Source organism: Mycobacterium sp. ELW1 (assembly GCF_008329905.1).
GTDB lineage: Bacteria > Actinomycetota > Actinomycetes > Mycobacteriales > Mycobacteriaceae > Mycobacterium.
Genome location: NZ_CP032155.1, coordinates 1,552,942 through 1,577,931, shown reverse-complemented (window position 1 = coordinate 1,577,931; position 24,990 = coordinate 1,552,942). Strand labels below are relative to the sequence as shown.

Here is a 24,990-nt window from a genome sequence, read left to right as displayed (position 1 = left end):
TGATCCGCCAAGACTGAACCCGCTCGCTAGTAGCATCGGACAACATGCGGGAAGCCGGCGTCAGCCTGGGTCAACTGGTGTTGGCCCTGGATGCGACGTTGGTGCGGCTCGTCGAGGCACCGCGGGGGCTGGACCGGCCGGTCCGTTCGGCGGCGCTGATCGACTCTGACGACGTGCGATTGGGCCTGGCGGTCAGCGCCGGCTCGGCGGACGTGTTCTTCCTTCTCGGTGTGTCCGCCGCCGACGCCGTCCGATGGCTGGACCGCCAGGTCGCCGCGCACGGCTCCCCCGCGGCGATCTTCGTCAAGGAGCCGTCCGACGCCGTGGTCGCCCGGGCGGTCGCCGCCGGTGCCGCGGTCGTCGCCGTCGACCCGAAAGCACGCTGGGAGCGGCTGTATCGCCTGGTCAACCATGTCTTCGACCACCGACGGACCGACTCGCTCACCGATTCGGGTACCGATCTGTTCGCGCTGGCGCAGTCGATCGCCGACCGCACTCACGGCATGGTCAGCATCGAGGACGCGCAGTCGCACGTGCTGGCCTATTCGGCGTCCAACGACGAGGCCGACGATTTGCGGCGGCTGTCGATCCTGGGCCGGGCCGGCCCACCGGAGCATCTGCGGTGGATCGCCCAATGGGGCATCTTCGACCGATTGCGCGCGGGCCCCGAGGTGGTGGCGGTCGACGAGCGGCCCGAACTGGGGCTGCGGCCGCGGCTGGCGATCGGCATCCATCGTCAGGACGGCCCGCCGATATTCGAGGGCACCATCTGGGTCCAGCAGGGCAGCCGGCCACTGGCCGACGACGCCGAGGACGTGTTGCGCGGCGCGGCGGTGCTGGCCGCCCGGAGCATGGCACGACTGGCCGCACGACCGTCGGCGCACCTGCTGGCCGTGCAGCACCTGCTCGGGCTGGCCGACCCCGACGGCGTGGACGTGGCCGGGGTGGCCCGGGACCTCCGCATCCCCCTCGACGGCCGCGCCGCGGTGATCGGCTTCGTCACCACCGGCGCCGACCCTCGGCTGCCCGACGTTCTGGCATTGAGCGCCAGCGCTTTCCGACCCGACGCGCAGGTGGCCGCCGGCGGTTCGCGGGTCTACGTCGTGCTGCCGGACTCCGGGCGCACCGCCGCGGTGGTGTCCTGGATCCGCGGCACCATCGCCGCGCTGCATGCCGAGCTCGGGCTTGACCTGCACGCGGTGATCGCCGCTCCGATCGCCGGGCTGGCCGCCGTCGCCGGGGCACGCCGCGAGATCGACCGCGTCTTCGACAGCGCCCAGCGGCATCCGGTGTTCGGCAAGGTGACCACGCTGGCCGAGGCGCGCACGACGGTGCTGCTCGACGAGATCGTCACGCTGGTGGCCGCCGACGAGCGGTTGATCGATCCGCGGGTGCGCGACCTGCGGGAGGCCGACCCCACGCTGGCCCAGACGTTGCAGGTCTACCTGGACTGCTTCGGCGACGTGGCCGCGGCCGCGGCGGGCCTGCATGTGCACCCCAATACGGTTCGCTATCGGGTACGCCGCCTGGAGCAGGCACTATCCACTTCACTGAGCGATCCCGACGTCCGGCTATTACTGTCACTAAGCCTGCGGGCGACCGCCTGATCGGAGCAGTCAAGCAGCCGCGCCGCATTCAGCGAGAAATTTTTTGATGAACCTGGTAACACTGTTGCATCTGTTGCCGATGAGGCTTTTGTCATGACTGGCTGTGAGGCCCGTCACGGCGCCAGAAACCTCGGTGAACCGGGCCCCCCGATCACCGTCGAACCACTGAGCACAAGGGGTCAGGATGAAATACATGGGTCGAGTGCTGGTGGCGATGATCGCCGCCGTCGCGGCACTCTTCGTCGGTACGGGCACGTCGCACGCAGGGTTGGATAATGAGCTGAGTCTGGTCGACGGCGGTGGCCGGACGATGACGGTGCAGCAGTGGGACACCTTCCTCAATGGTGTGTTCCCGTTGGACCGCAACCGGCTGACTCGGGAGTGGTTCCACTCCGGCAAGGCTGTCTACAGCGTGGTCGGCCCGGGTGCCGATGAGTTCGCGGGCACCTTGGAGCTGGGCTACCAGGTGGGCTTCCCGTGGTCGCTGGGTGTGGGCATCAACTTCAGCTACACCACCCCCAACATCCTGCTCGACGACGCCAACATCTCCCCGACGGGCTTCAACCCGCTCGGTTCGGTGATCACCCCGAACCTGTTCCCGGGTGTGTCGATCTCCGCGGACCTGGGCAACGGCCCCGGTATCCAGGAAGTCGCCACGTTCTCCGTCGACGTCGAAGGCCCCAACGGCTCGGTCGCGGTGGCCAACGCCCACGGCACCGTCACCGGCGCGGCCGGCGGCGTGCTGCTGCGCCCCTTCGCCCGCCTGATCTCCAAGGCCGGCGACAGCGTCACCACCTACGGCGAACCCTGGAACATGAACTGACGATGCGTTACTGACCCCGCTTGGGTGGGGCGGCTGGCTCAGGCCAGCCGCCCCACAGCGGCGGCGATACGTTCGTCCGTCGCGGTCAGAGCCACCCGAACGTGCTGGGCACCCCGGGCTCCGTAGAACTCCCCGGGAGCGACGAGGATGCCACGCTCGGCCAGCCACGCCAGCGTCGTCCGGCACGGCTCACCGCGGGTGGCCCACAGATACAGACCGGCCTCGGAGTGGTCGACGGTGAAGCCCGCCGACCGCATCGCGGCCAGCATGACATCGCGGCGGCGCGCATAGCGCTGCCGCTGCTCTATTTCGTGGGCGTCGTCGTCGAGCGCGGCCACCATCGCCGCCTGCACCGGCCCCGGCACCATCATCCCGGCGTGCTTGCGCACCGCGAGCAACTCGGCCACCACATCGGGGTCACCGGCGACGAACCCCGCGCGATACCCCGCCAGCGACGAGCTCTTCGACAGCGAGTGCACCGCCAGCAGGCCGGTGTGGTCGCCGCCGCTGACCGACGGATGCAGAACCGACGTCGGCTCTTCCTCCCAGGCCAGGCCCAGATAGCACTCGTCGGACACCACGAGCGTGCCGCGTTCGCGGGCCCATTCGACGACCTTGCGCAGATGGTCGCGGCCCAGGACCTTGCCGGTCGGGTTGCTCGGCGAGTTGATGAACAACACCGCGGGCGACTCGGGACCGAGCTGGGTCACCGAGTCGGCCGCCATCACCCTGGCGTGGGCCAGCCGCGCGGCCACGTCATAAGTCGGGTAGGCCAGCTCGGGAACGACGACCAGATCGTCGGCGCCCAGGCCCAGCAGGGTCGGCAGCCACGCGATGAGTTCCTTGGTGCCGATCACCGGCAGGACGGCGTGCTCCGGTAGTTCGGTGATGCCGTAGCGCCGGTGCAGCGCGGCCACCGCCGAGGCCCGCAGCGCGGGCGTCCCCGCCGTCGTCGGATATCCCGGTGCCGCGCTGGCCGCAGCCAAAGCCTCCCGGATCACCGGGGCCACCGGATCGACCGGTGTACCCACGGAAAGGTCGACGATGCCGCCCGGGTGAGCCCGCGCGGTCGCCGTCACCTCAGCGAGGGTGTCCCACGGGAAAACCGGCAGCGCCTCAGAAACCGGACGACGCCGCGCGCGCAACGGGACGGGAGCCGTCAGGCCTCTTCCTTCGGCGGCAGGTCCTTGACCACCTGCGGGTCGTTGTCGGTCTGGCCGACCTTGGAGGCACCGCCCGGCGAACCCAGCTCAGCGAAGAAGTCAGCGTTGATCTGGGTGTAGGACGCCCACTGATCCGGGACGTCGTCCTCGTAGTAGATCGCCTCGACGGGGCAGACCGGTTCGCACGCGCCGCAGTCGACGCACTCGTCGGGGTGGATGTACAGCATGCGCGCACCCTCATAGATGCAGTCGACCGGGCACTCTTCGATACATGCCTTGTCCTTGATGTCGACGCAGGGCTCGGCGATCGTGTACGTCACTTGAGGTTCTCCTCGGTCTGCTCTAATCGGGGGCTGTATGTCTGCAGGGCTGCTGGGAACGCCTAGTATCCGATGCCGGTGACCGGATGGCCGACTCAGTGTGCCCTAACTTGTCGTCCATCGGAGTACCGGTTCGAACAGGTGTTGCGAGTGGTTACTGATACTAGACGTTTCGTATATTAACCAGCCATACCCGCGCTGATCGTGCCGACACCGTCGGACGTTTCGATTGCACTCCCCGACCCACAGCGGCACCTGTGGTTGCAGCGGATTCGATCCCACCACCCGTTTCATGCGTTCGTTCTCTTACACCAGTTTTCGGACTCGCTTGATCTCCACCTGCCGTGACGTCAGCAGGGGGCGGATCCGTTCCACCACATATTCCTGATAATGCGGTGAGGACACATGTGCCACCTGAGATTCCTCGTCGCGATAGCGCTCGATGAGCAGCAGTGAGGTGGGCTCATCCGCATCCTGAAAAGCCTCGTACCCCAGGCAGCCGGGTTCGGCGAGGGATAGCGCGCCCAATGCGGCAATCTGGGTCAACAGGTTCTCGAGGTCTGCTTCTGTCGTGTCCCAGCGTGCGATCACCACCACCGCCGTGGAGGACTCCATCAGATCCGCTTCAACGCATCCGCCAGAGCTTGGCCGATCACGGTGCCGGATTGCGGGTTCTGCCCGGTAATCAATCGCCCGTCGACGACAAGGTGGGGATGCCACGGGTCGGTGGCCTCGTAGAGAGCGCCCTCCTCTCGCAAGGCCGCCTCCAGATCGAACGGTACGTCCTTGTCGGCGTACCCGTTCTCTTCGGCGTCCGAGAACGAGGTCAACCTGCGGCCGCGAACCAACGGGGTCCCGTCGTCGATGGTGACACCCAGGAATGCCGCGGGTCCGTGGCAGACCGCCGAGACGATCAGCCCCGCATCCCATGCGCGGCGCACAGTGTCCTGCACCTCGGGGTTGCCGGTGATGTCGACCATCGGACCGAGCCCACCCGGAAAGAACACCGCGTCATAGTCGAGCACGTCGACCTCGGACAGCCTCCGACTTCGTGAAAGCCGCCGATATGCCTTCGTTTCCAGGAACGAGGTCTGGGTGTCATCGGACTCATCGAAGCCGTCCTCCGGCGGTTTTCCGCCCAACGGCGTGGCGAACTCGACGGCGATACCCTTTTTGTCCAGCTCCTGGAACGGATGGGCGATCTCCGGAAAGAAGAAGCCGGTGGCTCGATTGTTCGGCCCGATGACGGCCGCGTTGGTCGCGACGAACAAAACGTACGGGACGCTCATGGATGCATCTCCTCTGGCTGCGGTTGCCGGCTGTCGGCATCAGCCGAACACGACGGGCGCGTGGCAGGCCCACCCCCGGTACGGATCGGGCCGGAAGGGACAACGATCCACGACGAACGCGCTACATCCAGTGCTTGTCCACTGATCGTCCATAGCGTCTCGTTAGCTTCGGCGGCATGCTCGCCGCACGCATCCACGAATTCAACAAGCCGCTACACCTCGACGAGATCCCCGTGCCCGAGGCCGGCCCCCGCGAGGTGCTGCTCAAGGTCGCCGCCACCGGGATGTGCCGCAGCGACTACCAACTGCTGGACGGCTATTTCCGCGAAGGGCTCCCGGTCGAGTTGCCGTTCACCCCCGGACACGAGATCTGTGGCCACATCGCCGCATTGGGCGCCGAGGTCCCCGACGCATCCGGTCTCGCCGAGGGTGATCTCGTGATTGTCAACCCGAACTGGGGCGACGGCACCTGTCGGCAGTGCCACGAAGGCAACGAACAACTGTGCAGCAACGGACAACTCGTGGGCTTCGGCCCCAACGGCGGATTCGCCGAGTACATGGTGGCGCCCTTCGATCACGTCATCTCCGTCGGCGACCAGCGCGACGTCAACCCCGCGTTCCTTGCGCCATTGACCGACGCCGGACTCACGCCGTACCGCGCGACGAAAAAGCTTGCCCGAGCGGGAAAGCTCGGCGCGGGTCGCACGGTCGTCATCAACGGCATCGGCGGTCTGGGCAGCTACGGCGTTCAGTACGCCAAATTGCTCGGCGCCGGAGCCACGGTGCTGGGATTCGCCCGCAGCGATGAAAAACTGGCCGTAGCAACCGAAAACGGCGCCGATCACACCGTCAACGTCCGAGACAAGTCGGCCGAGGCCGTGCAGGACGAGCTCGAGTCGCTGACCGGCCGACGCACGGTCGACGCCGTACTCGACTGCGCCGGATCGGCGGAATCCCTCGGCCTCGCGGCGGCCATTCTAGGGACCGAGGGTGCGCTGGCTCAGGTCGGCCTGATGGGCCAACGCGTCGAATTGCCGCTGTTTCCCTTCGTCAGCGGAGAAAAGTCTTACCTCGGCTCGTTCTGGGGCAACCATAACGACCTCACCGAGGTGCTGGCCCCGGCCAAGCAGGGCGCGATCAAACACCACGTGACCCCGACCAACCTCAGCGACATCAACGAGACCCTCGACGCTTTGGGGCGCGGAGACATCGTCGGCCGTGCAGTCATCGTGTTCGAGTAAGGCCGCTCGGCAAGACAGGAGCGCGTCGTGACACTCAGTGAACCCACTCAGTACTCGCCCTCCGGCGCATCACCTCTGGCAGACCACGACCGATTCCTCACCACACTGTCCGAACTTGCGTCCGCGCCGGGACCCAACGGTGTCGACGCCTGGCCCGGGCTGACGGTTGACCGCCGCTGCGCCCCGGGACGCCTTCGGTACGAGTTTGATTCACTATCAGTCGGATTCGTCGCGCAGGCCAACGGTGCGACCACCCATGTCTGCGGACGGCGCATTGACTCTCAGCCCGCATACCTCATCACCGGCGCAGGCTCGAACGTAGATGTGAAAATCACGGCGTCATCGGTGCGGCACCCCGTCTTGTACTGCTCCCTACGCATCGATCCACATCTGACTCGGTCGATCTCGTCGAGCATGTACCCGCTCAGCGTTGCCCGGGAACGACAAGATCTGAACGATGCACCATCGGTGTCAGCACTCGACGGCCAGTTGATGGTGGCGGCGGTCGGTTTCCTGACGTCGCTGTCCACGGGCTGCGATCGCCGTGTCCTGGCCCCACTTCGGATGAATGAACTGGTGTACCGGCTGCTACAACGTCAGCAGCGTTTGCGGCTCGTGCGCCTCGCCACGGAGGAGTTGCGGCGTAACCCCATTGCCGCGGCCCTGGGCCATATCTCGGATCATCTCACCGAGCCGTTGTCTGTCGAGTCCTTGGCCACCCGCGTCAACATGAGTCCCTCGGCGTTCTCCCGCGCGTTCCGCGACGCCACCGGCCGACCGCCCTACCAGTACATCAAGGACCGTCGTCTCGACTTGGCGAAGGATCTTCTCGCCGACCCCGGCCTCGGGGTATCCGCGGTGGCCGGCGCGGTCGGGTACCGCAGCGTCTCGCACTTCATCAAGGAGTTCTGCCGCCGGTACGGCAGCACACCGGGCGATTATGCCGGCAGCGGTATGCAGCGGCACCGGAGCGTGCAGCCGCCGATCCAGTGATCGTCAACTGAGCGTTCGTAGCATCCGCGGTATGCCCGCCATCCACCATCGTTTCGCGGTCATCGACGGGTACCGGATCTTCTACCGGGAGGCGGGTCCAGTCGGTGCGCCGATTCTCCTCCTGCTGCACGGCTTTCCGGCCAGTTCGTCGATGTTTCGCAACCTCTTGCCGCTGCTGGCCGACCGCTGGCACCTGATCGCCCCGGACCATCTGGGGTTCGGCCTCTCCGACGACCCGCCGGTCGGCGAATTCACCTACACGTTCGACGCACTCACCGACCTGACCGCCGGACTGTTGCGTCACCTGGGTGTGCACCGCTACGCGATGTACGTCCACGACTACGGCGCGCCGATCGGCTGGCGGCTGGCACTCCGCGATCCGGCGTCGATCGCGGCGATCATCACCCAGAACGGCAACGCCTACCAGGAGGGCTTCCAACCCGATTTCTTCAGGGTGGTGTGGGCCTACTGGGCGCATCAGAATCCGCAGACCGAGTCGGGGGTCCGCCAGGCGCTGACGCTGGACATGACTCGCTGGCAATATCTGGCCGGAGTCGCCGACGAGACGTTGGTCGATCCGACCACCTGGATCACCGATTACGCGCGGCTGTCCCGGCCGGGAAACGACCTCATCCAGCTCGCACTGTTCCGCGACTATGCCAGCAATCCCCCGCTGTATGCCGCTGTCCACGAGTACTTTCGCGCGTCCGGCGTCCCGCTCCTCGCGGTCTGGGGTCGCAACGATCCGGTGTTCGGCCCACACGGCGCCGCAGCATTCACGGTCGACTTGCCCAACGCCGAGATCCATCTGATCGACGGCGGTCACTTCTTGTTGGAAAGTGCGCTCGACGAAGCGCTGCCGTTGATCCGCACTTTCCTCACCGCAAACCTCTGACCGGACCTACCCGGTCACCTTGCCCAAAAACTCCCGGATGTATCCGCTGATTTCCTCACCGTGTGTCTCCAGCGCGAAGTGGCCGCCGTCGAGAAGGTGAAACTCCCCGTCGGGCAGGTCGCGCCGGAACGCCTCGGCCCCTGCGGCACCGAATATCTCGTCGTTGCGGCCCCAGGTGACCAGCAGCGGAGGCTGATGGGTGCGGAAGTACTCCTGGAATCCCGGGTACCCGTCGAGGTTGAACTGGTAGTCCCAGAACAGTTGCAGCTGGACCTCGTCGTTGCCTTTCCGGTCCAGCCCGGCCTGATCGAGTTGCCACGCTTCGGGTGCGATGCGGTCCAGGCGATCCTGGGGTACGCCGTGGGTGTACTGCCAGTACGTCTTGCTCGCGGTGAAGTATTCGCGAACGCCGCGCTCATTGGCGGCGCGGTCCTTGGCATGGGCGAACAGAATGTCCCAGAAGGGCGTGAAGCCCTCCAGATAGGCGTTACCGCTCTGCGTGATGATCGCGGTGATCCGCTCCGGAGCCGCGCTGGCGATCCGCAGGCCGATCGGTGCGCCGTAGTCGTGGATGTAGATGGCGAAACGTTCCAGGCCCAGCCGGGCGATCAGCTTCTCGGTCACCGCGGTCAGGTTGTCGAAGCTGTAGTCGAATTCGTGGATCGTCGGCATCGACGACTGGCCGAAACCGACATGGTCCGGCGCCACGAGGTGATAGGAATCGGCCAGCGACACCATCAGGTTGCGGAACATGTGCGAACTCGACGGAAACCCGTGCAGCAGAAGGATCGTGGGGTTGGCGGGGTCGCCGGCTTCGCGATAGAAGACGTCGATACCGTCGATCGTGGCGGTGTGATACCGGACAAGACTCATGGCAGGCTCCTGTAGTCGGGATTGCCTGCCAAGTTAGGTGGTCCTTGTTGACACCTAATGGACTGGCAATGGACTGCAGGCGCTCAGACCGCGCGTTGCATGGCGGCTGAATCGAGCTCGGCGAGAAACGCCTCGGCTCGCCTGGCGAACAGATGCGCCTCACGGTCAACCGATACCGCTCGGGCGTGCTGCGCCGCTACCCGCACCTGAGCCGACGGCGCCCCGCGGGCGTGCGTCAACCGCGCGCGCATCAGAAGTACAAGCCCCTCCGCGTACCGCTGGCCGTGGTCACGCATATGTTGCTCGGCCCGCTCGAGTGCGGTCGCGGCAAGGTCGGATTCGCCTGCATCAAGCCACATTTCGGCCACGAGCGCACACCAGGTCGCCACACAGGAACGCGGCGGATCCAGCAGGTTCGCCGCGATGAGCGCCTCGGCGTCGCGCGCGGCGGCATCGACGGGTCGATCACCGGTCATCGCCGCCGCCCAGCAGCCGGCCAATCTCTGATACGTCCCGAGAAACACGAAGTTGAAGCCCGGGTCCACTTCGAGGCCGCGCGCCACCACCTGCAGCGCCCAGTGCGGGTCGCCGGCAAGCACTGCGGTCCGGCACACCATTGCCGCCCACACGGTGATCAAGTACGGTTCCGCGCCCGCGGCGGACTCGAGAACGTCGAACAGCTCTTTCGCCGAGTCGATATCGCCGTGCAGCGCAGTGGTCTCCGCCAGCATTCCCGTCATCAGCCAGTGCAGATCCCGGCACACCGGGTCCTCGTCGTTGCGGAGTTCGTCGAGCAACGACTGCCTGCAGCGCACGAGATAACGGAATGCTTCACCGATGTGGCCGGCATTCCATTGCTGGATGCCCCCGGCCTGGAAGCCGTACGAGCGCACCACGGGATCAGCGGACGCACACCCTCGTTCGAGTAGCCGCTGTGCCAGGGGGCGAGCGACATCGAGCTCGATCGCCTGCGCATGAGCCGCCCACCGTGAATAGAGAAACCCGGCGGCATCGCGCTCCCGTCCGAGCCCGACCGCCAGCCGCTCCGCACGTTCCAGCATGTCCCGCAATCCGTGCGCGCCGTACATCGACTGCATGCCCACCATCGCGGTGAGCTGGGTCAGGGCAGCGAGCTCCACTTCCGGCGCGCCGGCCTGCCTGGACAACTCGATGGCCGCGCAGAGGTGGTGCTCGGCCGCTTCGAATGCGCACTTGTTCACCGCGCGCCGGGCGGCCTGCATGAGCGCGTCTGCTGTCCGATCCGGTTCCACGCAGGGCCCTGCGGCCCACAGGTGGTGGGCGAGGCGCTCCAGCAGTACTTCGCCTTCCCCCGAAAAGGCTTGCAGCGCATCGGCAATGCGGGCATGCATGCGACTGGTGCGGTGTGCGGGAATGAGCTCGACAACCGCTTCCCGCACCAGGTCGTGGACGAACCGGAACTGGAACGGATCTGCAGTGGCGGCAAGAATGCCGAGTTCGTCCAACGGTTCGAGGCAGTCGAGGCAGTCCCCGGCATCGAGGCCCGCGGCGTGGGCAAGCACCCGGAGGTCGACGTCGCGGCCGATCAACGCAGCGGTGAACAGCAGGACCCTGTCGGTGTCGGCGACGTGGGTGATCCGATCGTGAACGATGTCGCGCACCGTGGCAGGCACTTCCGCGCTGCCCGCGCTGTCACCGACCGCCGTCTCACGGTGGGCCAGCAGCCGTGACAACTCCCGCACGAAGAACGGGTTGCCCACCGTGCGCCGATGGATGCTGCCGGCCGCACTGGCACTGGGCTCTCGCCCGATCTCGATCCGGATCAGATCGGCGACATCAGACGGGGTCAGGGGTTCCAGCCGGATTCGCCGCACACCTGGCACGCGACTGACGAGGGCGAGCATCCGGGTGAGGTCGGCGCGCGGTGCGGGCGCTTTATCTCGCAGCGCGCCGACGAGTGCAACACCGTCGGGAAGTCTGGATGCCAAGTGCGCGAACAGTTCCAGCGAGGGCCGGTCAGCCCAGTGCAGATCGTCGATGACCAGCACGACAGGTCGTGCAGCCGCGGACTCCCCCATCAGCGCGGTCACCCGCTCGAACAGACGGAACCGCGCCCCGCTGTCGGGCAACAGGGGCGGCAACGCGTCAGAAGCCGAATCCAGAAGGTGGCCGATCTCCCCGGCGCGCCAGCGGTGCCGCGCCTCCTCAGGAAGTGCCGCCACAACTGCGTTGAGTGCCTGGACCCACGGCCACATCGCCGGAGTGCCGGCCGACGGTGGACTGTCACCCCACGCGATCAGCGCGTGCTGCCCGGCGGTGGCGCAAATCTCTTCCAGTAGACGCGTTTTGCCGATTCCGGGTTCACCCTCCACGAGCACCAGTCCTGTGCCGCGCGCGATCGCACCATTCACCGATTCGGCGACGGCTGCCGCCTCTCGAAAGCGACCGACAAAACCCGCGGTCCGCGCTATTGCGCCGATGACCGCCGGCGACTGGGCAACGAGCGTTTCGGCACACACCGGTTGTTGACGCAGCACCCGCTGATGGGCACGATGCAGCGTCTGACCCGGCTCGATACCGAGTTCATCGGCGAGTCGCCGGCGGGTGACGCGAAACAGGTTGAGCGCCTCCGCTTGTTGCCCGTCGGCCGCCAAGACCGAGATGAGGGCAGCATGCACCGGCTCATTCAGTGGCGCCATCGCGGCGGCGAGGCGCAGGGGCACGGCGATCCGCTGCGGCAGGGACAGCGATAGCGCCAGTTCGGCTGCGGCCACACAGGCGTCGAAGAACCGGTTGTTGAGTTCGGCGAATATCGGGGCCGCCGAGGATGTGTAGTCCAGGCCGTCGCCGGCGGCACCTTTCCACAGGGCCAGCGCCTGTTCGTAATGTCCCAGGGCGACCTCGGGTTGCCGCTGCCCGACAGCGCGCCGTGCGACGTCGACGCACTGCTGGAATTCGGTCAGGTCCAGGACAGCCGATCCGGGCATGAACATGTAGCCGTTGCGGCGCCGGAACAGATGTGCTCCGGAACTCCGCGCCGGCAGCGATGGTTCGAAGACGCGGCGCAGCGCCCCCACGTACTTGTGAATGACGTTGAGCGCGCTGTCCGGCGCGTGTTCGCCCCAGATCAGATCGATCAGCGCACCGGTGCTCACGGGCTCCCCGGCCCGCCCGAGCAGCACCGCGAGGAGACAGAGTTGTTGACGCGGTCCGGCGTCCAGTTCGGCCTGGCCGCGCCACACCCGCAGCGGGCCCAGGATCTGCAACCGCAGCAGCTGGTCATCCACGCCGGATGAGGAAGCTCCTGCAATCACCTGCGACCCCTGACCGTCGGACAGTGCGCGATTAGACCATCGACGTCACTGAAGTGACACTACAGCGAGTGTAGACGATCAACAACCAATTCACCGAGTGTTCCATCAATGGACCTACACTTCATTGTTACGATGTGGCCCGATATGACAGCACGACGGCTCCCCGCATGACCGAGCAGCCGGCAGAGCGTCCCCGCTCACGACGCGACGAATACGCCGAACAGACCCGCGAGGCGGTGGTCTCGGCTGCGCGCACCCTCTTCGCCGAGCGTGGGTATTACGCGACCACGATCAACGACATCGCCGCGGCCAGCCGGGTGTCCGCGGGAACGGTGTATCAGCAATGCGGCGGCAAGCAGGGCCTGCTCCGCACCCTGATGGACATGTGGACAACCTCGGAGCTGGTGAAGGACACCCTCGTCCAGGTCGAGCGCGCCGAGTCACTCGCCGACGTGGCTACCGTGTTGTCCGACTCCTACCTGGAGTTCTGGCGCCGCTACGACGACATCGTGCAACTGGTTCTCGCGACAGCCGTCCATGACGAGGCGGCCGCCGAATCGTTGGGGCAGGCGACGGCGCGGCATCGCGGTGCGCTCTACGAAATCGCGCGCAAGGTGCGCACTCTGGGCGACTTCCCCGCCTCGTTCACCGACGAGGACTTCGCCGACATCACCCTCTACCACTACGGCCCGCAGAACGGATACCACTTCACCGTCACGGTGCTGGGTTGGCCCGAGGCCCGGGCCCGCACTTTCTTGAGCACGCAGTTCGGTCACTCGCTGCGCGACGCTGCCACCAGCCAACCGCTTCACTGATGATCCACTGGTAGTAAACAGCGCCCACATACGTTGTGCCCATGACCAACATCGTCTTCATCCACGGACTGTGGGTATCGCACACCTCGTGGCAGCCCTGGATCGAACGGTTCGCCCACGAAGGTCACCACGCGATCGCGCCGCGGTGGCCCGGTGAAGCAGAGACAGTAGCCGCCACCCGCGAAAACCCTACCGCGCAAGCCGGATTCGGCTTGCGTCAGATCACCGATCACTTCGCGGCGATCGTCGAGCAGTTCGATACCCCGCCCATCGCGGTCGGGCACTCGTTCGGGGGTCTGATCGCCCAACTGCTACTCGGCCAGAACAAGCTGGCCGCCGCGGTCGCCATCAATCCTGCTCCGATCAAGGGCATCCGGGCGCTGCCGCTGGCGCAATTGCGCTCGGCGTTCCCGGTGCTGGGTAACCCGCTCAACCACGGCCGCGCCAAAGGGCTGACCCGCGGTCAATGGCGTTACGGTTTCGGCAATGCGCTGAGCGCGACGGAATCCGATGCGCTGTGGGAACAGTGGGCGACTCCGTCACCGTGCAAGCCACTCTTCGAAGTGGGGACGGCCAACTTCGTGCCGAACTCGGCCGCCACCGCGGACACCGCGAACACCGGGCGCGGGCCGCTGCTGATCACCGGTGGCACCGAGGACCACACGGTGCCCCTGGTCACCGCGCGGGGCGCCTACAAGCGGTACGCGAAGTCGCCCGCTGTCACCGACTTTCACGAGTTCGACGGAAAGGGCCACTCCCTGACCGTCGACCACGGCTGGCCGGAGGTCGCCGACATCGCACTGAGCTGGCTGAAGGCGCAGGACTTGGGAGTCTGAGCTCAGGCCGCCAGGTCGGTGTAGGTCGTCGTGCGTTGACGTGCCGGGCGGCCGATGCCCGCGGCGATGGCCATCAACTCCTCCGCGGACTTCGCCGAGCCGTTCTCCGAGCCGGCCATCCGGGAGATGGTCTCCTCCATCAGCGTTCCACCCAGGTCATTGGCGCCGCCCTGCAGCATCACCTGCGTGCGCTCGATACCCAGTTTCACCCACGACGTCTGGATGTGAGAGATCCTGCCGTGCAGCATGATTCGCGCCAGGGCGTGCACCGCACGGTTGTCCCGGTGCGTCGGGCCCGGCCGGGCGCCGCCCGCCAGGTACAACGGCGATGACTGGTGCACGAACGGCAGCGGCACGAACTCGGTGAACCCGCCGGTGCGGTCCTGGATGCCTCGCAGCACATTGAGGTGCCCCACCCAATGCTTGGGGGTGTCGACGTGTCCGTACATCATCGTCGAGCTCGAACGCAGCCCCACCTCGTGCGCGGTGGTCACCACGTCGATCCACTCCGAGGTGGGCAGTTTGCCTTTGGTCAGCACCCAGCGCACCTCGTCATCGAGGATCTCCGCGGCGGTGCCGGGGATGGAGCCGAGCCCGGCCTCGCGCAGCGAGGTCAGCCATTCGCGCACCGAGAGGCCGCTGCGGGTCACGCCGTTGGCGATCTCCATCGGCGAGAAGGCATGGACGTGCATCGACGGCACCCGCGCCTTGACCGCCCGCACCAGATCCGCGTAGCCGGTGACCGGCAGTTCGGGGTCGATCCCGCCCTGCATGCACACCTCGGTGGCTCCGGCGACGTGCGCTTCCCAGGCGCGGTCGGCGACCTCGGAGGTGGACAGCGAGTACGCGTCGGCGTCGCCCTTGCGCTGGGCGAACGCGCAGAACCGGCAGCCGGTGTAGCAGATGTTGGTGAAGTTGATGTTGCGGTTCACCACGAACGTCACGTCATCGCCGACCGCGTCGCGGCGCAGCGAATCAGCAAGGGCGGCAACCGCATCCATCGCCGGACCGTCGGCGGTGGCCAGGGCCAGGTATTCGTCGTCACTGCAGCCGCCCGGGTTGCGTTCAGCCGCCCGCAGAGCCGCCAGCACGTCGGTGTCGATGCGCTCCGGCGCGCGGGCCGCCAGCTCGGATACCTTCTCCCGGATGGACTCCCAGTCCCCGAACGCACTGCCCAGATCGCTGCGGGTCTCGGTCAACCGGCCCTCGGTGTCGATGGCCGAATGAAGATCGGTGCGGCCCAAGGACTCCGACGCCTCGTCGGGTTCCTGCCAGGGCCGGCCCACCGGCTTGGTGTCCAGCGCCCATCCGGTGTCCGGATCGGCCAGCGCATCCACATGTCCGCGCACCCGGGGATCGATCCACGCCGCGCCCGCCTGCACGTAGGACGGCTGCGCGGTCAGACGTTCCACCAGTTCGTAACCCGCCGCGGCAGTCACGTCGGCCAGCTCGTCCAGGGCGGGCCACGGCCGCTCCGGGTTGACGTGATCGGGTGTCAGCGGCGACACCCCACCCCAGTCGTCGACACCGGCCCCGACCAGCGCCAGGCATTCCTCCCGCGACACCAGATTCGGGGGCGCCTGGATGCGCATCTTCGGGCCGAGCACCAGGCGACTGACAGCGATGGTGGCCAGGAAGTCGTCGATGCCCGCATCCGGCACCGACGCCATCGCGGTGTGGTCCTTGGCCCGGAAGTTCTGCACGATCACTTCCTGGACGTGCCCGAACTCCTTGTGCGATCGCCGGATCGCATGCATGGTCTCGGCGCGCTCGGTCAGCGTCTCCCCGATCCCGACCAGCAGGCCGGTGGTGAAGGGGATGGACAGCCGGCCCGCGTCGTCCAGCGTGCGCAGCCGCACCACGGGATCCTTGTCCGGGCTGCCGTAGTGCGCCAGCCCCTTGGTCTCGAACAGTCGCCGCGACGTCGTCTCGAGCATCATGCCCATCGACGGGGCCACCGGCTTCAGCCGGGACAGCTCGGTCCAGCTCATCACCCCGGGATTCAGGTGCGGCAGCAGGCCGGTTTCTTCGAGCACTCGGATCGCCATGGCGCGCACGTAATCCAAGGTGGAGTCGTAGCCGCGCTCGTCCAGCCACTGCTTGGCCTCGTCCCAGCGTGCCTCGGGACGATCGCCAAGGGTGAAAAGAGCTTCCTTGCAGCCTAATTCCGCGCCTCGACGTGCCACGTCGAGGATCTCGTCGGGCTCCATGAACATGCCCTTGCCCTCGGCACGCAGCTTGCCCGGCACCGTCACGAAGGTGCAGTAATGGCAGGTGTCGCGGCACAGATGGGTCACCGGGATGAACACCTTGCGCGAATAGGTGACCGGCAGGCGCCCACCCGGGCCCCGGCGGCCGGCGGAGTCCAGCCCGGCGTCGCGGACCCGGGCCGCGCTGGCGCACAGGTCGGCGAGGTCCTCACCGCGGGCGGTCATGGCGATGGCCGCCTCGTCGACGTTGAGGGCGACACCGTCCCGGGCTCGACGCAGGACGCGCCTCAGCGCAGCGGGTGATGGAGCATCAGACCGCTGCGGAACCACCGGTGTGGGCAACGGGCTACTTGGCTGCGAGTTCAGGGCCACTCCCCGGTAACCGTCGACAGCAGCGAAATCATCCGCACGTCCCACAATCTGAAACTCCGGCGACTGACATGCTGCACACAGTAGTCCTCGCACGTGGCCGCGCGGCCTTGCCCGTCGGCCCCGCTCAGTGACCGGGACATGGCCCGAAAATCTGTAACACTTACGCGCGCGCAACGTAAGTTGTCAGTATTAGCTGTGCCTGAAGCAGGGGGTTCGCCATGACCGTGTCCGTCCGTTCATATCTGACCGCTGGGATAGCGGCGGCAGTCGTCGGCGCCGTGGCCCTGACTCCCGTGCAGCCGTCGGCGCCGACAGCCATGTCGCTGGACTCCGTCCGCCTCTCGGCTGCGGTTCAGCCGCTGGTCAACCAGGTCAATGCCGCCGCAGCGACCATCGGCGCGCCCGACGTCGCTGCCGCCCCCGCCCAGCCGGGAGCTCACAAGACGGCGCAGGCGAACAACACCGCCTCGGACGCGATAGACGCGGCGTATCAGTGGATCCTTTACTGGGGCAATTATTTCGCCCTGGAGCTGAGCCCGTATTTACTCGGATGGATCCCGTTCGGCTATCTCATCAGTGACCAGATCTACATCTGGTATCCCAACTTCACGATCCCGGTGGCCAACAGCTTCGTCTACGACTTCCTGGATCCGGTGGTCAACGATTTCTGGAACCCGACCGTCTGGCGGGACGGGCTGACCGCAATCGCCCAGACCACCGTGAGCAGCCTGGGAGTGGTCGGCACCCAGGAGGTCGCGTACTTCTGGAGCCTGCAGTGGTTCCCGTTCCCCCTGCCTCCGTTGCCGCCGCTGCCGTTCGCCGCACTCAAGACTCCCGCCGCGGCCGCGAGTGCCGGCGCCGCCGTCGAGCAGAAGACCGAAACAGCGACCGCCAAGTCCGGCCTCGCCCACTCCGGCCGTCCGCAGGCGGTCACCCAGACGGCCGATGCCGCCGACGACACCACGGTCACCGCGCAAGCGGTCACCGACACCACCGCATCGCAGGACGCGCCCACCCCGAAGGCCGTCAGCACCAACAAGTCCGCCAAGGCCGGCAGCAGCCCGGGCTCGGACAAGGGCGGCTCGGCCAAGTCGGGCACGTCCCCCGGCGCCAAGAAGTCGACGGCCGGTTCGGCGCGGAGCAAAGCCGCGAAGGGCAACAGCTAGCTGTACTCGGCTTAGACATTGGTGACGGATCGCTATTGCTGTAGGGAGGGCCTCCGGGCTTAGTGGAGATGTCTGACGTCTTCACCAGTCCACGGAGGTCCTCGTGTCCCACGCTAATGCCCGTTTGACCGTTCATGGTCGTCTGCTGCTCGTTGAGCGGATCGTTGAGGGACACCGTCCGGTGTCTCATGTCGCCGCCGAACTGGGAGTTTCTCGCCAGTGCGCTCACCGGTGGGTTCGCCGGTTCCACGCTGAAGGCTTTGCCGGCCTGTCGGATCGGTCCTCACGACCGCGTCGATGCCCACGTCGCACACCATCTGTGGTTGAAGATGCGGTGATAGAGCTGCGCCGCACCAGCAGGCGGGGTCAGGACTGGATCGCCGCCGAGTTGGGTCTGCCGGCCCGGACGGTGTCGGCGATCTTGCGCCGTCGCCAGATGCCGTATCTGCGGGATTGTGACCCGCTGACCGGTGAGGTAATCCGGGCATCGAAGACAACCGCGGTGCGCTACGAGCGGGCGCACCCCGGCGAACTGATTCACATGGACGTCAAGAAGATTGGGCGCATCCCCGACGGGGGTGGCTGGAAGGCACACGGCAAAAAGATGGGCGACACCGCCGCCCGTAAGAACGCGCGCATCGGGTTCGACTACGTGCACTCCGCTGTCGACGACCATTCGCGGCTGGCGTACTCAGAGATCTTGCCCGACGAAAAGGGCGCGACCTGCGGTGGGTTTCTGGCCAGAGCCGCCGAGTACTTCAGAACCCACGGGATCTCGACCATCGAGCGAGTCATCACCGACAACCACTGGAGCTATCGGCGTTCCGCCGATGTCGCCGCAGTCATCGCAAACCTGGGCGCCAAACACGTCTTCATCAAGCCGCACTGCCCCTGGCAAAACGGAAAGGTGGAGCGCTACAACCGCACACTGCAGACCGAATGGGCCTACCGGCAGATATTCACCACCAACGCCGCCCGCACTGCCGCCCTTGCCCCGTGGCTCGAGGACTACAACAATCAACGACGCCACTCAGCTATCGGAGGCCAACCACCGATCAGCAGACTGACACCAACGTCCTAACCGAGTACAGCTAGCGGGTGCGCCGCCACAGGAACACCGCGGGCGGTGCCGCTCCCAATGCCAGGAAGATCAGCACCGAGTAGGCCATCAGTCCCGGGCCGCCGAAGACGATGTCACCGCCCGGCCCGCCCAGGGTCAGCGCGGCGACCGTGACCAGCCATGTCATCAGCGGTAGCGCGGCAAGCCGGTCGGAGTCCGTCCAGTAGGCGGCCGCCCACACCAGGGCGAGGTTCACCAGACCGCTGGCCAGCGCACTGATCGGCAGCGGCACCACACCGACATAGAGCGGCAGGAACAGCGAGCCGGCGACCGCCGAGAGGACACCGTCGACGGCCAGCAGGGCGAGCACCACCGTGCGGCCCGGACCTACCGGCGACCCTGGCCGGGGTGGAGATGGCGTCAACCTAGTGCCCGAAGCCGAGTCCACCGAGAAGGTCGGTCTCCCAACCGGACTCGTTGGTCGGACCCGCCGTGCCCTCGACGAGCACATAGTGTTCGGCGGCCAGCACCGGCAGCACGAGCTTGTTGGACAGCGTGAACGCCCGCCTGGTCGGACCGACCAGCATCTGCGTGGCGTGGGCGGCGATCGCATCGACCTTGGCTTCGACGTGCTCGGGCGCCTCGACGATCGCGGTGATCTTGTCGTCGGGGAATCCGAATTCGACGTCGGGGGGCGGCATGATCCAGTCGGCCAACACATCGTCGGAGCCGAGCGCGTTGACGCCGTCGCGAAAAGCGCTGGCGCAGATGACACCCCAGTAGAACTTCGGCACTGTCCACGTCGCGGCCGCGACCGCGGCGGTGGTGATCTGGTGGGTCTGCACATGGTCGGGGTGGCCGTAGCCGCCGCCGGGGTCGTAGGTGGCGACGACGTGCGGGCGCAGCTCGTCGATGATGTCGGCCAGGAGACCGACGGCTTCGTCGACGTCGGCGTCGACGAACTTGGTCTGCTTGCGCGCCGGGGTGCCGGGCATGCCCGAGTCGCGCCACTTGCCTGCGCCGCCGAGGAACCGCGGGCCGGACAGGCCCAGCGCCTGCAGGGCCGTCGTCAGTTCCCCGATTCGGTAGCCGCCCAACTGATCAGCTTCGTCGACGGCGAGCCGTAGCCAGCGGTCGTCGATGATCTCGCCCTCTTCACCGAGGGTGCAGGTGACGACGGTGACCTCGGCGCCGCGTTGCACGTAGCGCGCAATGGTGACCCCGTTGTTCATCGTCTCGTCGTCCGGGTGTGCGTGCACGAACAACAACCGCGGGGTCTCCTGCTCAGCCACGTCGGCCACCCTACCGCCGCAGGTGGCATAGATTCGGCGCGTGAACCGGCGCCACCTGGAGTTCGGCTGCGCGGTCGTCGCGATCGGGCTGCTGGCCGGGGTCGCCGGCGCCGCGACCACCCTGCTGCTGCATGCCGTCGAGCACCTCACGTTCCACTACAGCTTCGGGACCCTCCTGGACGGGGTGACGGGGTCGAGCCCGGTGCGCCGCGCGATCGGCCCCACGATCGGCGGGGCGCTCGCCGGCCTCGGCTGGTGGCTGCTGCGGCGACGGACCCGGGTGCCGTCGTTGTCGGACGCCATCGAATCTCCCCGGCCGTTGCCGCGGCTCACGTTGTCGCTCGACGCCTTCCTGCAGGTGCTGCTGGTGGGCGCCGGTGCGTCGCTCGGCCGGGAGGGCGCGCCCCGCCAGTTCGCCGCCGCGCTCGGCGATCTGGGCACCTCGAGGTGGGCGCTCACCGCCGACGATCGCAGGATCCTGCTCGGCTGCGCGGCCGGAGCAGGTCTGGCGGCGGTCTACAGCGTGCCGATGGGCGGTGCCCTGTTCGCCATCCAGATCGTGCTGCGCACCTGGAATATCCGCGCCGTCGGAACGGCGATGATCACCTCCAGCATCGCGGTCGCGGTGGCCGCGCCGGTCACGCACCTGGAGGTGCCGCTGCACTGGCCCGATCCCGAGCTCTCCTATCTGCTGACCGGATTCGCCGTCCTGATCTCCCCGCTGGCGCTCGCGGTGGGCCGGGGCTTCAACCGGCTGATGCAGTACGCCAAGGATCGCCGCGTGGGCGACTCGTGGCTGCTGATCCCCGCCATCGCAGCCGCCGGGCTGCTGGTCGGTGTGCTGTCGCACTGGTGGCCCGAACTGCCGGGCAACGGCAAGAGCGTGCTGACGGTCAGCGTCGCCTCCGGGCTGACGCTGGCTTCGGCGGGGACCCTGCTGCTGCTCAAGCCTCTGGTGACCGCTCTGTTCCTGCGCGCCGGCGCGGTCGGCGGCATGCTGACTCCCGCACTGGCCACCGGCGCGGCGATGGGCTCGCTGGTGGCCGTGGCGATCAACACCTGGACACCGGTGACGGTCAGCGTCCCGGCGGTGTCACTGGCCTGCGCCGCGGGCGTACTGGCCGTCACCCAGGGTGCGCCCGCCTGGGCCGCGCTGTTCGTCTGGGAGCTGGCTCGTCCCCCGTGGTGGCTGTTGATCGTCTTCGCCGCCGCCGCGGGCGCCGCCAGCGTGCTCGACGGTCTGCTGACGCGCCGCCGCGAAATTCAGGTGAACGAGCAAACCGATCACTGACAACCGCCGCCGGATCGGGTAGAAGGACTCAGGTGGAGAACGTGCCGCTGTCCCCGACCGCCGATCCGTCGCTTCAGGGCGCCATGACGCGCCGGCTACTCCGGCGTTCGGTCGCCACCGGTGAGATCAGCCTGCCCGCCGTTCCCGGCCTCCTCGAGGCGTACGTGACCATGTGCGCCAACCTGTTCGCGGCGTTGGGCAGCGAATTCAGCGTCGAGCAGATCGATGAGCTCAGGGGCATCCTGCACGACCAGCTGACCGAGGCGTTCGGCGCGTCACCACGCTCGGAGATCGTCATCTCGTATGCGGCCCCGGTCGGAACGGTGCTGAACTACCACGTCAAGAGCCGCTGGTGGACGGTCGAAGGTGCGTACGAGAACTGGATCGCCACCCGCGAACCACCGCTGTTCGGATCCGAGCCCGACGCGCGGGTCTGGGCGCTGGCCGGCGAAGCAGCCGATCCCCGCTCCTTCCCGATCCTGGACCTGGGCGCCGGAACCGGGCGCAACGCGTTGGCGCTGGCGCGGCGCGGTCATGAGGTCGACGCGGTGGAGATGACGGCGTCGTTCGCCGAGAGCATCCGCGCGGCCGCGCAGAGCGAGTCCCTGGCCGTCCGTGTGTTGGAGCGCGACATCTTCGCGACGCTGGAGGATCTGCGCCGCGACTACCGCTTGATTTTGCTGTCGGAGGTGGTGTCGGACTTCCGGTCGACCGATCAGCTGCGCGGGGTCTTCGAGTTGGCCTCGCAGTGCCTGGCCCCGGGCGGTCGCCTGGTCTTCAACGCGTTCGTCGCGCACCGCGACTACACCCCCGACGACGGGGCCCTCCAGCTGGGCCAACAGTGCTACACCACGATCTTCACCCAGCCTCAGATGGCAGCGGCGCTGGCGGGGTCTGCGCTGGCACTGGTGTCGGACATGTCGGTCCACGACTACGAGAAGGAGCATCTGCCGGCCGGGACCTGGCCGCCGACCAGCTGGTACGCCGAATGGGTCAGCGGGCAGGATGTGTTCGACGTTCCCCGCGATCAACGCCCGATCGAGATGCGGTGGCTGGTGTACGAAAAAGCGGGTGCGCCGCCGGCGTGACGCACCGAAATTAGCCAGTCTGTGCGTACGCAAATTTCCTCAGCCGACCTTAAGGTACGGGGGCGTACTAATTGGGTTGGCTCACAAGGATTTTCTGCCCGCACCCCGGCAATCAGGAATTTTCGCTAAAAAAAATTCTCAGGCGGCGTCTTTACCCTTATCAGCCTATTCTCAGGTATCGTTCTCCTAGCCGGTGCCGCAAACACGGATTAGGGAGACGGCATGCGACGGGCGTTGGGGCCATTCCTTACTACAGGGGTGGCACTCGTGGCGGCGACTGTGGTCGTGGCCAACCCCCTCGCGCCTCCATCCAGGGACATGCAGATCTCCACCACGCAGCTGTCCACCAGTCCCGATCTGCTGAGTCCGTCCGATAAATCCCTGCTCAGCGCGCTGACGCCGAAGTTGCCGAGTTCCGACATCGGCCCTGCGCTCGCGCAGATCCTGGCCGCACTGGCCGCGGACGCCGATCGGATCAGCCGCGAGGTCAGCTCGGCGATCAACCCCGAGCCCTCGATGGTCGCGGCCCTCCCCGAGCAAACTGCGTATCGGCCCGACCCGATAGGTTCCGGCTTCATCGAGTCGGCAAATGCCACTCCTGCCCCATCCACCACGGGCTTTGTCACGTCAGTCGTCAGTTCCGACGTGGTGCAGGCACTCAACGGCCTGGTCCTGGACACCTCATATCTGGGCGGAAAGGTCGTCGAGGCGGCCTACGCCGTGGTGGCCGTGATCATCCGCGTTCCGCAATTCGTCATCACCGCTGCCCTCGATCTGCTCAACGGTGACATCGCCGGGGCGGTGGACACCGTCAAGGCCGCGATCCGCGCGTTCTGGGGCCCGGGGCTGATCATTCTCGACGGCATCAGGGACGTCCTATACGGGCGTCGGCCGCCGGCCATCCCGCCGCCCGCCGCACTCAAGAATCTGGTCGCCTCCGCGACCGCGAGCGCCGGGACCGAGGCCAAACCCGCCACCAGCGAGCCGACCACCGATACCGCGACACCGGCGCCGTCCGGCCAGAACAACAAGGCCGGCTCCGCGCGCAAAACGGCCACGACACCGACGGCAGCCAGCCTGCGGCCCACCACCGCGACGTCCCCCGCGACCAAGTCGACCGACTCCAGCGACTCGGGCACCGACACCTCGACCCCGACCAAGGGCAGTGGTGACAGCAAGCCGGCGACGGGCACGACACGCCCGAAGGCGGGATCGGCCCGGGACTCGAAGAACTCCCCCAGCGCCGGCTCGTCGACCGACTGACCCGGCCCGCGCGGGCCGAACTGGTTGACCGCTCAAGCACCGCCCGCGACTTCTGCCAACTCGCCGTTTATCAGTTTGCTGTCAGGTAAGTTTCGCCTGGTCGGTACACCTCGGCGAAGGAGCCAGAAATGCCTGCCGCTGTCAACTCGCTCTATAAGACCAGCATCGCGCTCGCGGGGGCGGGCGTCATCGCCGTCAGTCCGCTGATCCCCAGCCACAGCGCGCCCGTCACCTCTGTGAACCTCCCCCGGATCCAGCTCACCGATCTGTCCGTCCCGGCGGTCGGCGCTATCCCCTTCCAGATCGGCATCAACCTCCTCGGCGACATCCTCGCCGCGACGCCGATCCTGATCGGCAGCACGCAGCAGTGCGCCACCTACTGTCTGGGACCGAACACTCCGGCGCCCGCCCCGACGTACGCGCCGTTCACCGGGTGGGGTCTGGTCGGCGTGGGCAACGGGCTGATCAGCAGCCCGGTCGCGTTCATCGGCGCGCTGCAGGCCGGCCGAGACGTCGCCCAAGCGCTCGGCGTCGCGCTGCTGGCCGTCCAGGTGCCGATCGCCAACACCTTCAGCCTGCTGCTCGCGCCGCGCACGCCGTCCGGTGGATTCGCCCTGCGGGAGACCCTGGATCGGGCGTTCGCGGCCTACAAACACGCCGTCGACTACGCGGTCAACATCGCCGCCCAGGCGTTCGTCACCGGCCCGCTGACGGTGCTGGCGGGTGCGGTCGAAGGGACGACGGTGTTCGCCGGAACACTGGCTCAGACCGGTGACGTCGCGGCCGCGTTCGCCGCCGGTCGCGTCCCGATCCAGAACGCGGTCACCACCGCCTCCACCGACCTCGTCAACGAGATCAACGAGGGGCGCACGACGATCTACGGCGACCTGATCGGCGGCCCCGGGGCGACCACCCGGCCGATTCCGACCGTGCCGCCGCCGGCCGGCGCGGCTCTGCGAACGGCCAAGACGACCAGTTCGTCGAAGGCGAGTCCGGCCAACGCCGCGGACAACGGCAAGTCCACCGCCAAGAAGGGTGGGGTCGCCGGTTCGAAGCGCGCGCACAAGGCCGCCTCGGCCCCATAGGGGTACTGCACCGCG

The 24,990-nt window shown here is 67.2% G+C and carries 22 protein-coding genes; 13 read left to right on the top strand and 9 right to left on the bottom strand.

Annotated elements, in window-relative coordinates:
* Positions 1-44: 44 nt before the first annotated feature.
* Positions 45-1,607: a PucR family transcriptional regulator gene (locus D3H54_RS07450; RefSeq protein WP_149378505.1), complete on the top strand. Its 1,563-nt coding sequence runs from the start codon at positions 45-47 to the stop codon at positions 1,605-1,607.
* A gap of 184 nt (positions 1,608-1,791) precedes the next feature.
* Positions 1,792-2,430, top strand: a complete 639-nt coding sequence (gene mspA / locus D3H54_RS07445) for a porin MspA (RefSeq protein ID WP_115321667.1) — start codon at positions 1,792-1,794, stop codon at positions 2,428-2,430.
* A 38-nt stretch (positions 2,431-2,468) separates the two neighbouring features.
* On the opposite strand, the gene dapC is transcribed toward mspA, so the two are convergent.
* The 4 genes from dapC to D3H54_RS07425 all read right to left on the bottom strand — a co-directional run bounded on the left by dapC (position 2,469) and on the right by D3H54_RS07425 (position 5,202).
* The gene (dapC, locus tag D3H54_RS07440; protein ID WP_168214804.1) at positions 2,469-3,575 is read right to left on the bottom strand and encodes a succinyldiaminopimelate transaminase; all 1,107 of its coding nucleotides are present in this window, start codon (positions 3,573-3,575) and stop codon (positions 2,469-2,471) included.
* A 14-nt stretch (positions 3,576-3,589) separates the two neighbouring features.
* Positions 3,590-3,913 (bottom strand): ferredoxin, encoded by a 324-nt coding sequence (gene fdxA, locus D3H54_RS07435; RefSeq protein ID WP_036343792.1) that lies wholly within the window; start codon positions 3,911-3,913, stop codon positions 3,590-3,592.
* Between the two features lie 306 nt (positions 3,914-4,219).
* Positions 4,220-4,528 (bottom strand): putative quinol monooxygenase, encoded by a 309-nt coding sequence (locus D3H54_RS07430; protein WP_149378504.1) that lies wholly within the window; start codon positions 4,526-4,528, stop codon positions 4,220-4,222.
* Positions 4,528-5,202, bottom strand: a complete 675-nt coding sequence (locus D3H54_RS07425; RefSeq protein ID WP_149378503.1) for a type 1 glutamine amidotransferase domain-containing protein — start codon at positions 5,200-5,202, stop codon at positions 4,528-4,530. The genes D3H54_RS07430 and D3H54_RS07425 overlap by 1 nt, the downstream gene beginning before the upstream one ends.
* Before the next feature lie 176 nt (positions 5,203-5,378).
* On the opposite strand from D3H54_RS07425, the gene D3H54_RS07420 reads away from it, so the two are divergent.
* Genes D3H54_RS07420 through D3H54_RS07410 form a run of 3 tightly spaced genes read left to right on the top strand, consistent with a single transcriptional unit; the run spans position 5,379 to position 8,331 of the window.
* Entirely contained in the window at positions 5,379-6,443 is a 1,065-nt protein-coding gene (locus D3H54_RS07420) for an NAD(P)-dependent alcohol dehydrogenase (protein WP_149378502.1), read from the top strand.
* A gap of 27 nt (positions 6,444-6,470) precedes the next feature.
* Complete coding sequence (locus D3H54_RS07415) at positions 6,471-7,436, top strand: helix-turn-helix domain-containing protein (protein WP_149378501.1); 966 nt, start codon at positions 6,471-6,473, stop codon at positions 7,434-7,436.
* Positions 7,437-7,467: 31 nt separating this feature from the next.
* Complete coding sequence (locus D3H54_RS07410; protein WP_149378500.1) at positions 7,468-8,331, top strand: alpha/beta fold hydrolase; 864 nt, start codon at positions 7,468-7,470, stop codon at positions 8,329-8,331.
* A 6-nt stretch (positions 8,332-8,337) separates the two neighbouring features.
* Here D3H54_RS07410 and D3H54_RS07405 read toward each other — a convergent pair whose 3' ends face one another.
* On the bottom strand, positions 8,338-9,204 hold the full coding sequence (locus D3H54_RS07405) for an alpha/beta fold hydrolase (protein ID WP_149378499.1): 867 nt from the start codon (positions 9,202-9,204) through the stop codon (positions 8,338-8,340).
* Between the two features lie 83 nt (positions 9,205-9,287).
* Positions 9,288-12,470 (bottom strand): ATP-binding protein, encoded by a 3,183-nt coding sequence (locus D3H54_RS07400; RefSeq protein WP_210419657.1) that lies wholly within the window; start codon positions 12,468-12,470, stop codon positions 9,288-9,290.
* Between the two features lie 194 nt (positions 12,471-12,664).
* Between D3H54_RS07400 and D3H54_RS07395 the strand changes: the two genes are divergently transcribed.
* A complete protein-coding gene (locus tag D3H54_RS07395) occupies positions 12,665-13,312 on the top strand; it encodes a TetR/AcrR family transcriptional regulator (RefSeq protein WP_149378498.1) in 648 nt (215 codons plus the stop codon).
* Between the two features lie 41 nt (positions 13,313-13,353).
* Positions 13,354-14,148 (top strand): alpha/beta hydrolase, encoded by a 795-nt coding sequence (locus tag D3H54_RS07390; RefSeq protein ID WP_149378497.1) that lies wholly within the window; start codon positions 13,354-13,356, stop codon positions 14,146-14,148.
* A gap of 2 nt (positions 14,149-14,150) precedes the next feature.
* On the opposite strand, the gene D3H54_RS07385 is transcribed toward D3H54_RS07390, so the two are convergent.
* Positions 14,151-16,730, bottom strand: coding sequence for a bifunctional FO biosynthesis protein CofGH (locus D3H54_RS07385; RefSeq protein ID WP_149383395.1), 2,580 nt, complete (start codon positions 16,728-16,730; stop codon positions 14,151-14,153).
* Between the two features lie 218 nt (positions 16,731-16,948).
* Here D3H54_RS07385 and D3H54_RS07380 point away from each other — a divergent pair, with 218 nt between their 5' ends.
* Both D3H54_RS07380 and D3H54_RS07375 read left to right on the top strand, forming a co-directional pair.
* Complete coding sequence (locus D3H54_RS07380) at positions 16,949-17,896, top strand: hypothetical protein (RefSeq protein WP_149378496.1); 948 nt, start codon at positions 16,949-16,951, stop codon at positions 17,894-17,896.
* A gap of 103 nt (positions 17,897-17,999) precedes the next feature.
* A complete protein-coding gene (locus D3H54_RS07375; RefSeq protein WP_149378470.1) occupies positions 18,000-18,977 on the top strand; it encodes an IS481 family transposase in 978 nt (325 codons plus the stop codon).
* A gap of 10 nt (positions 18,978-18,987) precedes the next feature.
* Here the strand turns inward: D3H54_RS07375 and D3H54_RS07370 are convergent, their stop codons facing one another.
* Positions 18,988-19,380 (bottom strand): DUF6113 family protein, encoded by a 393-nt coding sequence (locus D3H54_RS07370; protein ID WP_149378495.1) that lies wholly within the window; start codon positions 19,378-19,380, stop codon positions 18,988-18,990.
* Position 19,381: 1 nt separating this feature from the next.
* On the bottom strand, positions 19,382-20,248 hold the full coding sequence (gene mshB / locus D3H54_RS07365) for an N-acetyl-1-D-myo-inositol-2-amino-2-deoxy-alpha-D-glucopyranoside deacetylase (protein ID WP_149378494.1): 867 nt from the start codon (positions 20,246-20,248) through the stop codon (positions 19,382-19,384).
* A gap of 40 nt (positions 20,249-20,288) precedes the next feature.
* Between mshB and D3H54_RS07360 the strand changes: the two genes are divergently transcribed.
* From D3H54_RS07360 to D3H54_RS07345, 4 genes are all read left to right on the top strand, one after another.
* Positions 20,289-21,539 carry a chloride channel protein gene (locus D3H54_RS07360; RefSeq protein WP_149378493.1) on the top strand — a complete coding sequence of 417 codons (1,251 nt, stop codon included), beginning with the start codon at positions 20,289-20,291 and terminating at the stop codon, positions 21,537-21,539.
* Positions 21,540-21,571: 32 nt separating this feature from the next.
* Positions 21,572-22,627 (top strand): class I SAM-dependent methyltransferase, encoded by a 1,056-nt coding sequence (locus D3H54_RS07355; protein ID WP_432246510.1) that lies wholly within the window; start codon positions 21,572-21,574, stop codon positions 22,625-22,627.
* 267 nt (positions 22,628-22,894) lie between these two features.
* Complete coding sequence (locus D3H54_RS07350; RefSeq protein ID WP_149378492.1) at positions 22,895-23,890, top strand: hypothetical protein; 996 nt, start codon at positions 22,895-22,897, stop codon at positions 23,888-23,890.
* A gap of 128 nt (positions 23,891-24,018) precedes the next feature.
* On the top strand, positions 24,019-24,975 hold the full coding sequence (locus D3H54_RS07345) for a hypothetical protein (protein WP_149378491.1): 957 nt from the start codon (positions 24,019-24,021) through the stop codon (positions 24,973-24,975).
* The last annotated feature ends 15 nt before the right edge of the window (positions 24,976-24,990 follow it).